The sequence below is a fragment of the Ignatzschineria sp. PL_is040 genome (genome assembly GCF_055813795.1).
This window is the reverse complement of record NZ_JBVPGU010000010.1, coordinates 1-14,493: the sequence shown is the minus strand read 5'-3', so window position 1 is coordinate 14,493 and position 14,493 is coordinate 1. Positions and strand designations below refer to the sequence as shown.

General features: G+C 38.5%; 13 protein-coding genes, 2 tRNA genes and 1 other RNA gene. 14 read left to right on the top strand and 2 right to left on the bottom strand.

Annotated elements, in window-relative coordinates; all coding sequences use genetic code 11:
• Positions 1-20: 20 nt before the first annotated feature.
• The 11 genes from murB to AC0SAP_RS09310 all read left to right on the top strand — a co-directional run bounded on the left by murB (position 21) and on the right by AC0SAP_RS09310 (position 7,581).
• A complete protein-coding gene (gene murB / locus AC0SAP_RS09360) occupies positions 21-1,049 on the top strand; it encodes a UDP-N-acetylmuramate dehydrogenase (RefSeq protein ID WP_473383971.1) in 1,029 nt (342 codons plus the stop codon).
• Between the two features lie 84 nt (positions 1,050-1,133).
• Entirely contained in the window at positions 1,134-1,718 is a 585-nt protein-coding gene (locus AC0SAP_RS09355) for an MlaC/ttg2D family ABC transporter substrate-binding protein (protein WP_473383970.1), read from the top strand.
• Between the two features lie 119 nt (positions 1,719-1,837).
• Complete coding sequence (locus AC0SAP_RS09350; protein ID WP_473383969.1) at positions 1,838-2,122, top strand: STAS domain-containing protein; 285 nt, start codon at positions 1,838-1,840, stop codon at positions 2,120-2,122.
• 147 nt (positions 2,123-2,269) lie between these two features.
• A tRNA-Gly gene (locus AC0SAP_RS09345) sits at positions 2,270-2,345 on the top strand.
• Positions 2,346-2,353: 8 nt separating this feature from the next.
• Positions 2,354-2,427 (top strand) — tRNA-Cys (locus AC0SAP_RS09340).
• 28 nt (positions 2,428-2,455) lie between these two features.
• Positions 2,456-2,552: signal recognition particle sRNA small type (gene ffs / locus AC0SAP_RS09335), an RNA gene on the top strand.
• Between the two features lie 34 nt (positions 2,553-2,586).
• Positions 2,587-4,647 carry a DNA polymerase III subunit gamma/tau gene (gene dnaX, locus AC0SAP_RS09330; protein WP_473383968.1) on the top strand — a complete coding sequence of 687 codons (2,061 nt, stop codon included), beginning with the start codon at positions 2,587-2,589 and terminating at the stop codon, positions 4,645-4,647.
• 202 nt (positions 4,648-4,849) lie between these two features.
• The gene (locus AC0SAP_RS09325; RefSeq protein WP_094568461.1) at positions 4,850-5,179 is read left to right on the top strand and encodes a YbaB/EbfC family nucleoid-associated protein; all 330 of its coding nucleotides are present in this window, start codon (positions 4,850-4,852) and stop codon (positions 5,177-5,179) included.
• Between the two features lie 16 nt (positions 5,180-5,195).
• Positions 5,196-5,789: a recombination mediator RecR gene (gene recR / locus AC0SAP_RS09320; protein ID WP_094568460.1), complete on the top strand. Its 594-nt coding sequence runs from the start codon at positions 5,196-5,198 to the stop codon at positions 5,787-5,789.
• Between the two features lie 9 nt (positions 5,790-5,798).
• Entirely contained in the window at positions 5,799-6,140 is a 342-nt protein-coding gene (locus AC0SAP_RS09315) for a histidine triad nucleotide-binding protein (RefSeq protein WP_109235219.1), read from the top strand.
• A 391-nt stretch (positions 6,141-6,531) separates the two neighbouring features.
• Positions 6,532-7,581 (top strand): cytochrome-c peroxidase, encoded by a 1,050-nt coding sequence (locus AC0SAP_RS09310; RefSeq protein ID WP_473383967.1) that lies wholly within the window; start codon positions 6,532-6,534, stop codon positions 7,579-7,581.
• 217 nt (positions 7,582-7,798) lie between these two features.
• On the opposite strand, the gene AC0SAP_RS09305 is transcribed toward AC0SAP_RS09310, so the two are convergent.
• Positions 7,799-8,836 (bottom strand): cation diffusion facilitator family transporter, encoded by a 1,038-nt coding sequence (locus AC0SAP_RS09305; protein ID WP_473383966.1) that lies wholly within the window; start codon positions 8,834-8,836, stop codon positions 7,799-7,801.
• Between the two features lie 103 nt (positions 8,837-8,939).
• The gene (locus AC0SAP_RS09300) at positions 8,940-9,470 is read right to left on the bottom strand and encodes a GNAT family N-acetyltransferase (RefSeq protein ID WP_286481748.1); all 531 of its coding nucleotides are present in this window, start codon (positions 9,468-9,470) and stop codon (positions 8,940-8,942) included.
• A 592-nt stretch (positions 9,471-10,062) separates the two neighbouring features.
• On the opposite strand from AC0SAP_RS09300, the gene AC0SAP_RS09295 reads away from it, so the two are divergent.
• From AC0SAP_RS09295 to AC0SAP_RS09285, 3 genes are all read left to right on the top strand, one after another.
• Positions 10,063-11,319 (top strand): ArsB/NhaD family transporter, encoded by a 1,257-nt coding sequence (locus AC0SAP_RS09295; RefSeq protein ID WP_286481747.1) that lies wholly within the window; start codon positions 10,063-10,065, stop codon positions 11,317-11,319.
• Between the two features lie 119 nt (positions 11,320-11,438).
• The gene (locus AC0SAP_RS09290) at positions 11,439-11,840 is read left to right on the top strand and encodes a hypothetical protein (RefSeq protein WP_286481746.1); all 402 of its coding nucleotides are present in this window, start codon (positions 11,439-11,441) and stop codon (positions 11,838-11,840) included.
• Positions 11,841-12,148: 308 nt separating this feature from the next.
• Positions 12,149-13,834 carry a multicopper oxidase family protein gene (locus AC0SAP_RS09285; RefSeq protein ID WP_286481745.1) on the top strand — a complete coding sequence of 562 codons (1,686 nt, stop codon included), beginning with the start codon at positions 12,149-12,151 and terminating at the stop codon, positions 13,832-13,834.
• Positions 13,835-14,493 lie beyond the last annotated feature (659 nt).

Below are 14,493 nucleotides of genomic sequence, written 5' to 3'. Positions count from 1 at the left end.
ATGGTTTATGGTAGGCATGTATGCAGCAGATAACGCAAATTAAAAATATTCAGGAAAATGCTTCATTACAAAAGTTGAATACTTTTGGTGTTCTTGTTAAGAGTCGATATCTCTTCTCGTTGGATAATTTAACTCTTCTACCCCTTTTAAAGCATCTGCCAAAACCGCATCTAATATTGGGAGGCGGGAGCAATATTCTCTTCACTAAGGATTTTTTGGGGACTGTAATCCTAAACCGACTACTAGGAATAGAGGTGATGGAGGAATGTGCTGACTCTGTTGTTGTGAAAGCGATGGCAGGAGAGGAGTGGCATGCATTTGTGCTACAGATGAACCGCAGAGGATATCTAGGGTTAGAGTATCTGTCATTGATTCCAGGAATGGTAGGAGCGGCACCGGTACAAAATATAGGTGCCTATGGTGCTGAAGTTAAAGATTTTATTGTAGATGTAGAGGTTTATGATTTTTATGATGATAAGATCAAAACATTAGATTGTCAGGCTTGTAAATTTTCTTATCGTGATAGTCTCTTTAAACAGGAGAGAGGTCGATATCTGATATTATCGGTGACCTTTAAACTCTTTAAGAAGATGCAGCCGAAGATCTCCTATCGAGCGCTTCAAGAGTATTTTGACGCTAAGGGGGAAGATCTTGAAAACCTTTCGATGAATGATGTGATGAATGCAGTCATTGCTGTTCGTTCTAGCAAACTTCCTGATCCAAATCTTATCGGCAATGCCGGCAGCTTTTTTAAAAATCCTATTGTTACAGAGGCAGAACTTCAGAGAATAAAATCGAAATATCCAAATCTCGTTACTTATCCTGATCAACAGGGTTTTTATAAGCTCGCAGCAGGACAGTTGATTGAGTTAAGCGGATATAAGGGTCTTTATGAAGATGGTGTAGGGATGTATGAGAAGCAAGCGCTCGTCCTTGTGAATATGGGATGTAATGATGGAAAAAAACTATGGAGTCATGCGCTTAAAGTACAAGTAGGGGTATTTGATAAGTTCGGGGTTATGCTTGAGCCAGAGCCTTTAATATTGTAGTTTTTAGCCTTAAGGCGGTATAATTAGCTCATTAATTAGTTTTATATAGGACGTAGAATGAAATATAGCTTTAAAAAGATCATAATGTTTGGTTTTTTTGTGACATTGCTCTCTTTTTTTCAGACAGCAAATGCGCAAGAAGATCCGATAAGTGTTATTCAAAATACATCTGATCAGCTCTTTAAGACATTAAAAGCAGAGCGTGCAACATTGAAGAAAGATCCCAATAAGGTCTATGGCATTGTTGAGAGGATCTTAGTTCCTCGCTTCGATTTTGGAACAATCTCGCAATGGGTGATGGGTCGTGCTTGGAGAGAAGCAACGCCAGCACAGAGAACAGCGTTTACAAATGAATTCCAACGACTCTTAATCAATACTTATGCCGGCGTCTTACTCGATTATTCTGATGAGGAATTAAAGATATTACCACTTCCGCCTAATGCTGCAAAGGGTGATGAGGTGACGGTTCGCTCAGAGATCATCTCTAAAGATCGTCCTCCCATTGCGATCAACTACTCTATGATAAAAGCGGGTAAACGTTGGATGGTTTACGATGTCTCTGTTGAAGGCGTCAGTATTGTGGCGAATTATCGTTCTGAGATTAGAGAGCTCGTCTCTAGAAATGGTATTGATGGAATGATCAATGTCTTAAAACAGAAAAATAAGTAGTGTGACTGATCACTATTACTTATGAGATAGCCTGTTATAAAGGTAGATATATTGAGTAGGCGGTGACTAAATTTAACCGCCTATTTTTTTATTGAAGCATTGTGTCAATAGAGGGAAAGATGAAAAGTAGATTAATAGAGATTGTGAATGAAGGGCAACGATATCGATTTAAGGGATGCTTCGATAAGTTTACGATTCCTGATGAGTGGCTACGCCTAAAGAGAGAGTGGGAGGCTAATCCTCCTAAGATAATTGATCTAGCGGAAGTTGAAGAGTGTGATAGCGCTTTGATTGCATTGCTAGTAGAAGCTAAACGTTTTTCATCGGATTTAACGATTGACTCTATTCCTGAAAATTTAGTACAATTGCTCGAGTTATATCAGGTTAAAGAACTCTTTTCATAACTCTTTTTAGTATGTTGTTAGATCTAATAGGGTTGTATTGCAGTGATAATGCAAATCACTGATAGATAAAAAAGAGGGTATTGCTTAATTGTTGATCTAATGTTTGACTGAAGTAAAATAATCGATATAATACATATCTTCACTTAAGCGGGAATAGCTCAGTTGGTAGAGCACAACCTTGCCAAGGTTGGGGTCGCGAGTTCGAGTCTCGTTTCCCGCTCCAAATATATAGGCTGGATAGCAAAATGGTTATGCAGCGGATTGCAAATCCGTAGACGCCAGTTCGATTCTGGCTCCAGCCTCCAATTTTATGGCCCGTTCAGTGGTGGCCTGTATTGGCTTCCTAACAATGAACTATTGCAAACCGTGTCAGGTCCGGAAGGAAGCAGCACTAGTAAGACCTTCATGTGTTATGGGTCGGCTAATACGGGTCATCTCCATATCTATCTGAAAGTGATGACATAATGACTCAACAAGTTCTCGCACTAAAATGGCGACCTCGAACCTTTAACGAAGTCATTGGTCAGCCTCATGTTGTTCAAGCCCTCTCCAATGGATTAGATAATAATAGATTGCATCATGCCTTTCTATTTACCGGAACTCGGGGCGTTGGAAAAACAACTCTCGCAAGAATCTTTGCCAAATCTCTCAATTGTGAAAAAGGTGTCTCTTCATCCCCTTGTGGTGTCTGTTCGATCTGTAAGGAAGTTGATGAAGGGCGATTTGTCGATCTTATTGAAATTGATGCTGCTTCTCGGACACGAGTGGAAGATACTCGTGAGATTTTGGATAATGTTCAATATGCGCCGACACGTGGACGTTATAAAATCTACCTCATAGATGAAGTCCATATGCTCTCTAACAGTAGTTTTAATGCGCTATTAAAGACATTGGAAGAGCCACCTAGTCATGTGAAATTTTTATTGGCGACAACTGATCCTCAAAAACTTCCTGTGACGGTATTATCTCGTTGCTTGCGTTTTCAATTAAAAAGAATTCAAGATGATGAGATAGCAGAGCAACTAGAAAAAATATTAAGTAGTGAAGGGATACCTTTTGATTCTTCTGCTGTTAAGCTTATTGCAAAAGCAGGGGATGGTAGTATGCGAGATGCGCTCTCGTTACTCGATCAAGCAATTGCATATACTGGGCAGAATGTTGCCTATGAACCGACTCATGAAATGCTAGGATTGATAGATACTCAATATCTACAATTAGTACTTTCGGCTCTGGCGAGTCGTGAGGCTAGTGAGCTTATATCTGCGCTAGGTACTATCCGAGATAACGGGTTAGATTATCACCGCTTTTTAGAGGATCTCATCGATGTATTTCATCTATTGACGATGATGCAGATTTCTGAGGAAGTTGCAGAGAATGAGTCATTAGAATATCGTACTTTAGCTCAGCAGTTTAGGGCAGAAGACTTGCAACTTTTCTATCAAATTGCCCTAAATGGTCGGAAAGATCTGCAAAATCATCCCAATAGTGAAGTAGGTTTTGAGATGACACTATTGCGAATGCTCTATTTTGCACCTCAGGCACCTATAGATACAGCAACCTCACCAAAAGATAAAGAAAATGTAGAAGATAAGAGTGATGAAAGTGGCAAGTCACTATTAGTAGCTTCTTATCATCAAGATTCTGATAGCCCTAAGATGAAAGAGAATTTGGGGTTTTCTCAAAAAAAAAGTATAGATAATGAGGGGGCGTTGCAAACCTCGATTAGCATAAGAGATAGTATAAAAGAGTTGCCGGTAACAGACTTGTCAATATCTGATGATAACGCTCATCCTCACCCACAAAGCTTAGGTGATTTAGTTGTAGAAGCAAGAGAGATGGGGAAGGCTGAAGAGAGTCAAGATGCGTTAGAAAAGGCAACAGAGATCGATCTTCCATGGGATGAACCAAGCTCTAAAGAGATCTTGTCAGTAAAAGAGAGTGACCATAGCATTGATGCTCTTAAAGGAGATATCGGTAAAAGTACTATTGTTAGCGATGCTAGTGGTAGAGACGCTTTGGCTGAAGATGAGATTTCGATGCGAGTCAATGATCAAAATAGAGACGATCGTATCGATGAGATTGTAGAGGTTCCCCAATCTATTAATGTTGATTCCCCCATCAAAGCTGATCAGTTAGTCGATAATGAGGCTTGGTTAACGCTTGTATCTGAATTATCTCTTGAGAGTGTTCTATCAGGAATAGCGCATAGTCTTGTGTTTAAAAGCTTTAAAGGGAATTTATTAACCTTAGAACGCCCTCTATCCGTCAAAGATTTTAGAGTAGATGAAGCGGAGACAAGATTAGCTTTGGCAGTATCTGCTCAGTTAGGGAAAGAGGTTACTTGCAAAATTGAATATGTTGAAACTCTCGCAGAAGAGAACTTTCATGAGCGTGTAGAAAGACTCGATGTAGAGAGAGCACAAAGAGCTTTGCAGGATCTTTTAGAGGATGATGTTGTACAATATTTGCAGAGAGAGCATGGGGCTCGTCTTTTAGAAAGAACTGTTAAATCGCTCGTAGAATAGTATAAAGAGTATATTATTTGAGCTACTGAAGAGATCAATTTTTCGTTACCATTGAGTAGTTTTGTTATATTCGTTGTAGTCGCATGATATAACATAGATTGCAATAATTTTATAAATGGTTAATTTTTGTAATTCAGCTCTATCTATTCATGGGAATAATAGAGATTATAAATAGAACTTATAGAGAGTAGAAGGAGACCTTATGTTTAAAGGTGGAATTGCTGGAATGATGCAGAAAGCACAGCGCATGCAAAAAGAGATGGAAAAGGCGCAAGAAGCTTTAGCTGATATTACTGTCACTGGAGAATCAGGCGCAGGTTTAGTGAAAATAGAGATGAGTTGTCGTCATGTAGTAAGAGCTATTCGTATCGATGACTCCTTAATGTCAGATGATAAAGAGATGTTAGAGGATCTATTAGGCGCGGCATTTAATGATGCTTTGGCAAAGGTAGAACAGACCTCTTCAGAGAAAATGTCTGAGGTGACCGGGGGATTAGGTCTTCCTGCAGGAATGAAAATTCCAGGATTCTAATCTTAAGGGGGCATAAGTGTATCCTAAATCATTGCAAGATGTTGTTGATGCTTTAAGAGTTTTGCCGGGAGTAGGGCAGAAGACGGCTTTAAGAATGGCGCTCTATCTTTTAGAACGCAATCAAAATGGTGCAAAGAATATTAGTAAAGCGCTTGATTATGCCGTCAATACGATTCAAAAATGCTCTCTGTGTCGAAACTTAACAGATAATGATATTTGTGATGATTGTTTAGATGCGCGTCGAGATGAGTCGTTGCTTTGTATTGTGGAAAACCCCGTAGATGTTTTTGCTTTAAGGCAAAGTATTGAGTATAAAGGACGTTATTTTGTTCTTTTTGGACGTCTCTCGCCGCTCGATGGAATTGGGCCACATGAGTTAGGGCTAGATCTATTGGAGTCGCGACTCTCTGAAGGGGTTATTAAAGAGATTATTTTAGCGACTAATACAACAGTAGAGGGAGAAGCTACGGCTCATTATATTGCTGAGATCGCAAAGCAGTATGATGTAGCAGTCAGTAGAATTGCACACGGTGTTCCATTAGGGGGAGAGTTGGAGTATCTCGATGGTGGAACCTTATCTCATGCATTTTCGGCAAGAAAAAGTTATTAGGAGGTTGGTGTGAGTACAATATTTGGTAAAATTATTCGTAAGGAAATTCCGGCAAAGATTATCTATGAAGATGAGGATGTGTTGGCGTTTGAAGATATTCAACCTCAAGCTCCTGTTCATATCTTAGTCATTCCGAAAAAAGAGATTCCTACACTCAATGATCTGAAGAGTGAAGATGCCGAATTGATGGGAAAGCTATTCTTAGCAGCACAAAAAATAGCTAAAGAACAAGGTTTTGCAGAACAAGGATATCGAACGGTCTTTAATTGTAATGAGGATGGTGGGCAGACAGTGAATCATATTCATCTTCATCTCTTAGCGGGGAGAAGTTTAACTTGGCCCCCAGGTTAATTTTTTAGACGTTGATAAATAGATTATAAGTTGTATCAAATGTATTTTGAATACATTTCGAATGGTGACTTAGAAGTGAATCTATAGCAGTCAATAATATATTGACTGCTTTTTTGTTGTTTCGAAGAAGGATTTCCTACATCTACGGATATTAGTTTTGCATCGATTAGATAGGGGAGATAGAGAGATGAAGGTAACAAAAATTTTTAATTGCAAACTTAAAATTAAATTTTTTGATTTAAATAGACTTTTTCTGAAATATCGTCTCTTTTGCTAGGTTTATCATATGAAACTAACTACTATGAAAGGAGAAGAGAATTGATTAGATCTAAATAGCTAGTCGTTAGTTAAATTAATATATTTCACTGCTTTTCATAAAAGGAGACGGTAGATGTTTAGTAGAAAAAAGTTATATACAATTGGAATATTAGCGTTGACAGCAGGAGTCTCATTGGGACAAACAGCTACAAATAATGGATCTGTGCGTCAAGAGCCTATTATCCCGCTTGTTCAAGAAGTCGTTGTTGATGAAGGAAAAGCTGAGTTAGGTAAAAAGCTTTGGTTTGATCCTAGACTTTCAAAGTCGGGTTTTATCTCATGTAATTCATGTCATAATTTAAGTATGGGCGGATCAGATAACTTACCAACATCTATTGGTCATAAGTGGCAAGAAGGACCTATCAATTCTCCGACAGTGTTAAACTCTAGCCTCAATTTTGTTCAGTTTTGGGATGGGCGGGCGGCTGATCTTAAGGAGCAAGCGGCAGGTCCTATTGAAAACCCAAAAGAGATGGCCTCTACCCATGATCTCGTCGTTGATGTGATAGCATCAATTCCTGGATATGTTGATGAATTCACCGAGGTTTATGGTGATGGGGATATCAATATTGATCGTATTACTGATGCGATTGCGGTATTTGAAGAGACATTAATTACTCCTAATTCTCGTTTTGATCAATGGTTGCGTGGTGATGATGATGCGATCAGTGCAGAAGAGTTAGCGGGGTATGAGCTTTTTAGAAATAGCGGTTGCGTTGCTTGCCATTATGGTGAAGGTATAGGTGGTGCAAGCTTTCAGAAAATGGGGTTGTTAGAAGAGTATAAGACTGATAATCTCGCAAAAGGCTTAGCAGATTATACGGGCAAAAAATCAGATGAGATGTTTTTTAAGGTGCCGACACTTAGAAATATCGTTTTGACCTATCCATACTTCCATGATGGACAAGTGAATACATTAGAAGAAGCAACTCAAATTATGGGTAGATTACAGTTAGGTCGAAATTTTAGTGATGATGAGGTTAAAAAGATCGTCGCATTTTACGATACCTTGACGGGAGAGCAGCCTCAAATTGTCTTGCCTATCCTTCCCCCATCTAATAATGATACCCCTTTACCACGTCCTTTTGATGATGAAGAGGAGATCGTTGTAGAGGAGAGTTAAAATTTTAGGCTAATAAAATTACTCTGCAATATCATTACCAATTTTGTTTCAATTTTCTAGCGTATAGCAAAAGCCTCTATGGTGATTTGATAGTAATATCATTTATCCTAGGGGCTTTTAATTTGTATTAGCAATGGGTTATAAAGTGGTAGGGTTATTTTGGTGAGTATTAGTTAAGTACCAATTGAAGATCACTTCCTACCTTTAATCTTTACTTTTAATCTCTACCCTCAATGCGTTTGATTTTTTGTTCTGCTAAATCTTCAATGGTATGTCTTTGATCTTCAGCGACAAGCTTTGCTGTCCATTCGATCTCACCAACAAATTTCATCTGCCGTTGGGGGCATTCTTGAAGCGCACATATTTCACATGAGAATGGTTTGCAGTCATCGGTATGAATATACATCTCATGTTTCTCACCGAACTTATCCTCCAATGCTTTTGTCATTTTATCTAGTTCAACATGCGCTTCTCGCATATTGAGATACCAGGGGAGGGTAAGATGTGCATCAAGATGAACATGGTTGCCATACTTAATAAATCTTACTTTATGAAGATCAACCCAATAGGGAGAACGGTGTTCGTTGACTGTCTCTATAAACTCTTCAATAAGATCTTCATCTACTTCATCCATTATGCCGGCGATAGATTTACGTATAATCTGAATTCCAGAGTGAATAATGATTCCCCCAAATATGAGCGCGATTGCCGCATCCAACCATTGCCATCCAGTGAGCCAGACAAGAAGTAGGCCGATGATAATACCGATAGTCGAATAGGTATCTGAGTGAAGATGCTTGCCAGCGGCGATTAAGGGTAACACATTATGTTCTTTACCTCTTTTTATTGCAAGATAGCCTACGATATAGTTGACAACGGCTGTAATGGCAATCAGGACGAGACCTGGGCCTAAGCTCGAAAGTGATGCGTCATCGAACAGAAGACGTTTTACGCCCTCATAGATAATGATGATGCCGGCAAAAAGAATGAGAGCTCCTTCAACGCTTGCCGAGACAAATTCAATTTTCCCATGACCATGAGGGTGGTTATGGTCTTTAGGTTTTGCAGATAGATAGAGGCTAAAGAGAGTAAATGCACCAGCTAGCATGTTGGTGATGCTCTCTAGCGCATCTGTTAAAATCGCTACCGATGAGGTGATATACCAAGCAATAAACTTTAATATGAAGAGGAAGATTGCAACGCCAAGTATGATTTTTTGAAAATTATAATTGGCGCGATCATCTGCGTTCATCATGATGATGCTCCTAAACAGCTATTGAGTGTAACCAGATAATCAAGATTACATGGTTCTAAAAGTATTGTAATTTTTAATGATAAATTTTAATGATAGTTTTTAATTATCTATTGATGCGACTATAGACGACCTGATCGACAAAATCACCACAGAGGTTTTTAGTGTGTCGTAACACTCCTTCTTTTTCCATGCCGATTTTTTCCATCACTCTACCAGAAGCGCTATTTTCTGCGGCATATTTAGCCCAAACACGCTCTATTTTTAGAGTGTTAAATGCAAAATCGAGCAATTTTCTGGCAGCTTCTGGCGCATAACCTTTTCCCCAATATTTTTTATTGATGGCATAAGCTAATTCTGCTGATTTTTCATCTTCATTCACTCGAAGATCGCATGTTCCTATCATCTTGCCATTCTCTTTAAGTTCGATTGCGAAGTTACCTAAAGGATTACGCATGAAAAGATTCGCTATAATCCATTGGCTCTCTTCTAATGATTGATGGGTAGGGAAAGTATGCTTTGTATTTTCAGGATCGCTCGCATATTCAAAAAGATCCTCGGCATCTTCTAAGGTTATTGGGCGAAGAATTAAACGTTCAGTTTCAAGGATGCGATGCTTAGCAAGTTGATAAAACATAAAGTGATACCTCTAATTTTTGAATAGGTCCGTTTTTAGTTTAGGGATAGATAAAAGATCATATCATTTTAGGATCAAACTTCCCTAAATGGCTTTTGTCTCGATTTTTAATAGATAGCTATCAACTATCAAACTATAGATGAGTTATATAGATAGTTATAATTAACCCAATATCATTTAGATAAGTTAAGGCGAATTGAGCTGGAGTCATCGGGTGTTTGAAATAGTGTTTCCTTGCCTAGTAAACTCAAAAAAATCGCTAATCATCCCATTGGTTAAATGTTATGAGAAGATTATGAGTATATGAATTTTATATAAAAATCGGTACATAAAGATAGGTTCTTATTTTACCACTTCTTCCCTCTATTCGTAATATAAAGGAGGCTTCTCTATCTATTAGTTGTCATCAGTTAGAGGCTTTAATCTATTTCCCTAAATATTTCCCCAAAGTTTTTCCAATAATTTTCCAATAACTTTTCTCTCGATTGTTTGTAGAGCCATGGTGAGAATCTATAAGATAGATTAATATGAGGCTTAAGATGAGACCAATAGGTATACAAGTATATAGGTATATGATTAATAGGATAGTTGAATGGTAAATAGTACGGTAGTTATCTTTTTGTTGGTTTATTTAGCGATGGCATTAGGTAAGTTGCCGGGGTTTAAGTTAGATAGGACAGGAAGTGCTTTAGTTGGTGCTTTAGCATTATTAGTAATAGGAGATATTACTGGACAGGAGGCGTGGGATGCCATCAACTATAAAACAATTGCGCTCCTATTTGGATTAATGGTTCTCTCCGGTGCTTTCGGAATTTCGGGCTTTTATAACTATGCGACCTATAAAGTGGCCTCTTTAAAAGTTAGCAACCCCCTTTTATTGGCTATTTTGATCGGTGTTTCAGGAGTACTCTCTTCACTCTTAACAAATGATGTTGTTGTAGTTGCAATGACACCACTTTTAATTTCTTTGACGATGGCGCGTAATTTAAATCCTATTCCATTTGTTTTAGGATTCTGTTTTGCTGCTAATACAGGATCAGCAGGAACGCTTATTGGTAGCCCGCAAAATATGATCGTAGCTCAAGATCTGCATCTCTCCTTTATTGATCTTATTAAAGTGGCCGGCATTCCCTCGCTCATTTCATTGGTGATTGTTTGGGGGGTTATTAGTTTTTTATATCGCGGGAAATGGGCTCTGGCAGAAGTAGCGGTTCAAAAGAGATCTCAATCCTTAGGGGGTGTTCATAATGGGGGTAATAAGATTGCGATGAATAAGTTAGAGCTTGCTAAAGCGGTTGTTGTCACTGTGGTTGTGATTGGCGCATTCATATTAGATTTGTGGCCACAAGCCCTTGTAGCATTAGCCGGCGCTGCTATTTTACTCTTGAATCGAACCATCTCCTCTAAGGATGTATTAAAGGAAGTTGATTATAATCTTTTGATACTAATCGTGAGCCTATTTGTGGTCAATCAAGCTATGGCAAATACAGGGTTACCTCAGACATTTTTAGCTGATCTGAAGGCCCAGGGTTTAAATTTAAATGAACCGGTTTCGCTCTTTTTCTCAAGTGCAGTTTTAAGTACGATTGTAGGGAATAATCCTGCGGTAATGCTTTTAACGCCCTATATTGATATAAGTGCCAATACAGATGCATTAGGAGCCGCGCTTGTTTTGGGGACGGGCTTTTCGAGTAATATTATTGTATTTGGCAGCTTAGCCGGAATTATTGCAGTTGAGCAATCTAGTCAGCATGGTATTACCATTACGTTTAGGGAATTCTCACGTGCGGGCATGCCTGTTGCATTGGCTTGCTTGATGATGGCGATGCTCTGGATCTTATTGTTATAGGCTTTACTGATCTTAGCTACGCACTTTGATTGATTCATATCAGCGTTACTGTTAATATAGTTTTAAAGCTCGATGGTAAAGATTGCATGTGAATAGGCCCTTTTGTTATATTAGATAGTATGAAGATCAAGATACGACTCAAACAATTTATATGCTTGCTGTTTGCAATAACATTATTGCAACCGCTTTTTGCGGGTATGAGTATGGGGCATGTCGTTGATGAGCAGTATGTCACGATTCAACAAAAAATAGTGATGTATACGGATTTAGATCTAGGAAATAACGCTACTTTAAGAGATAGCGTGGCATCGATAGGTGCAGAGAGTGAAAGTCATCAGGGTATGATCTGTTGTGCGGGTAATGATTTGCAGATGGCAGACCATTGCTTTAGTAGTTGTTGCTATTTAATGGCATCATTCTCTTTTCCGGATATTTTAGTGTTTTCAGTATCCCCAATGACCAAAGATATTCAGTGGCTCACACAATTCTCATTGTTAGAAAACCCACCGCCGATAGTTTAACTTTTTCACTTTCTTGTATTGATGGAAAGTTTATAAGCCTCTTTTAATCCTATTTATTTCTCTCTTTATGAATTGCAAATCTGTATCAAGCACGAAGAGTAAAGTGTGATTGAGAAGAGTTCCAAGTTGGCTTGTTTATATATAAACATTATTCGTTTTTATATTTTTATCTTAATAGGTTTTAATATTAGTAGCGGTCATTTTTAATATGCTATTAATATAATGAAATTGCACTAAGGTGGTATCTATTCAGAGGGTTAAAGATAACTCTTGTGGGATAGCACCTGATTTATATAAGGTGGATTGCAATGAAAAAAAATATCTCAATAATTACACATACAGATTCTCAGATGAATGATCGTTTAGAATCACATTATCGCCGAGATTTTTTAGTGAAGGGAACGGCGGCAGTATCATTATTAGCATTCCCTATTGCTTTTGCGCAACAACATCATGGAATGATGGGATCTGGAAATCATATGCAGCATGGTATGAGTCATGGTGAAATGGGTATGGGCATGCATGGCGGACATGATATGTCCGGTATGATGGGTGGCGATATGGGTGTGCCTCCAATGGTACGAGAGGGTTATCAGTTGGGCGTGAACACATTAACGCAAAAAGATATCGATATCATGGCGCGTGCGAATGTTGATTTAATGGCTGAAGATAAGATGCCGAGCGGGAAAAGCCTCCCAACCCTTAAAAAGCTGGTCAATGAATCCAGCGAACAGGGTGTTTTTAAAGGTACATTGCGTGTGCAAAAAGCATCGGTGGAATTGATTCCTGGAACGATGACAGAAGTTTGGGCATATAACGGAGAGTTGCCAGGGCCTCAAATCGAAGTGTATGAGGGGGATCGTGTCTCAATAGAGGTGTTCAATGATCTTCCCGAGGCAACAACCGTGCATTGGCATGGATTGTTAGTGCCAGCCGCCGAAGATGGGAATCCGCAAGATCCGATCGAGCCAGGTAAAAGTCGCGTATATAGTTTTGATATTCCTGAAGGTACGGCCGGGACTTATTGGTATCATCCGCATGGGCATGGCACAGTTGCAAAGCAGGTGTTTAAAGGATTGGCGGGGACATTTATTGTAAAACGTAAAAATGATCCATTTGCAGATATTCCCGAGCAACAGTTATTGATTTCAGATCTGAAGTTACATAGCGATGGTTCAATTGCCGAAAACTCATTTTTTGATTGGATGAATGGTCGTGAAGGTCAATTCACGTTAGTAAATGGCGCTTTAAATCCTAAAGTGACAATAGATGGAGCGACAAGGCTTCGTATTTGGAATGCATGTTCTGCGCGCTACATAAATTTGGACTTTGATTTTGCAGAGAGTTATCTGATTGCAACCGACGGTGGTTATATCGAAATGCCGGAAAAATTAACAAAGATATTACTGTCACCGGGTGAGCGTATTGAGGTTGTCGTTATTCCGAGACGAAATGCGGATGTGAAGTTTATGAATATGAGTTATAATCGCAATAAGATGGGGCCAGTATCTGTAACGCCAAGTTATTCTTTAGCAACATTACAGATGAAAGTCGGTGCTGACTATACGTTGCCACAAAAGCTCGCTGAATTACCAAATTATGGTGCGCCAGCTTCAACACATCATATTGAATACACGGAAGTGATGAATATGGGGCAGCTTCTCTTCTTAATTAACGACAAAATGCATGATATGAATCGTGTTGATGAAGTTGTTCAGAAAGATGCCTTAGAAGAGTGGGTTGTGTTTAATAACTCCCATATGGATCATAACTTCCATATCCATGGAACTCAGTTTATGGTGAAATCACATGAAGTGAATGGACAGAAAACAGTTGAAACACGGAAAGCATTCAAAGATACGATTAATCTTAAGCCATATGAAACTGTGACTTTGTTGATGAAGCAGGATTTCACTGGGCTTAGAATGTATCACTGTCATATTCTTGAGCATGAAACATTAGGAATGATGGGACAGTTAGAGACAAAAGCGTAGATATTATTTCTGAGCCAGGGGTCTTAGGCGTAATTTGAGGTAGTAATAATGAGTATAGCTAAGTGAATAGCACTAAATACTATTGAATGCTACTATCTAAAACCATTAAAGTTGGTAAGGAGAGGTCTTTAAAACAGGCCTCTTTTTTATGAATGAGTATCAATTTGCAAATTGATAGGGCCAATAATCAGTATGTTAGTCGTACATTTTGTTTTTTTGGGTAATAGTTGTGCAGTAAATGGGGTTGCATCTGTTTTGAAAAAGCGTATTATACATCTTCTCAGGCAACAACAGATGCTTGATCAGAAGTCGGAAGTAAGCAATATCAACGAGTTTCATGGATCGGTTTTATCAATCGATTGAGAAATTGAAGTTTTTGGTGGTTTATTTCACGGTTTAGTTTTAAGGTTTCAAACATGAATTGAAAGATTCACTTTCATCTAGTAGTTTCGATGTAAAAGAGTTTGAAAAAAGATTAAAATTAAATTTGACAACTTCAAATCACTTCTGTAATATAGTTCGTCTGCTTAGGGCGGTAAGAGATTCAGGTTTGATTCACTTTAACCCTAAAGTTCTTTAACAAATTAATCTTAAGTAAGTTTGTATGGGGGCTTGTATTTGTTTGCGTGAGCAAAAGAATAGAAGTCTAACCAAACAAT